Annotated in this window: 1 pseudogene; it reads left to right on the top strand. The window is 58.2% G+C overall.

The window, feature by feature from the left end:
* Nucleotides 1-198: pseudogene (locus tag ENZ75_RS33810) on the top strand (LysR family transcriptional regulator); the annotation flags it as partial.
* Between the last annotated feature and the right edge of the window lie 328 nt (nucleotides 199-526).

The following is a 526-nucleotide window of genomic DNA, read 5'->3' as shown; positions in this document are numbered from 1 at the left end:
GTGCTGGCGCAACTGTCGATGGCTGCCGACGATATCGCGTCGGGCAGGCTCGTCGCCCCGTTCGACAAGCGGATCAGGCTGCCGGAACCTTATTTTTTGGCTTGGGATCGGGCCATTCTTGAGAAGCCTTTTGGTCCTGAGCTGCGAGCCTGGATTGTTTCGATTTCCAAGCGACTGGGCGCAACCTTAGCCGGATAGCCGAACACCGATCTGGAGACACAAGTTTGCATCTGCCGAGTTCGCGCGCACCAGCGTCTTAAGAGATCCAGACATTGGTCGGCGGTGTGCGGTCCCACGGATTGCTTCAGTTTGCCCTAGATATCTCGACAAAAGTCCGCTTTTTTCGCCCTTCTTGCACCGCTAGCCGTCGGGCGGCTTTGCGACCCAAAACAGCAGCGTTCGCGCCCTCAAGTCAACAGGGGTTCACTCAACTTCCCTGCTGTACGAGATCCCGGCGAACTCGGAGCCCCTGCTTGAGCAAATTCCGACGTACACGAAGTCCTGGCCCCGCCCACAATCGTAACGC

This window comes from Mesorhizobium sp. M7A.F.Ca.CA.002.04.1.1 (assembly GCF_004022805.1).
GTDB classification, from domain to species: Bacteria; Pseudomonadota; Alphaproteobacteria; order Rhizobiales; family Rhizobiaceae; genus Mesorhizobium; species Mesorhizobium ciceri.
This window is presented reverse-complemented; position numbering and strand designations above follow the sequence as displayed.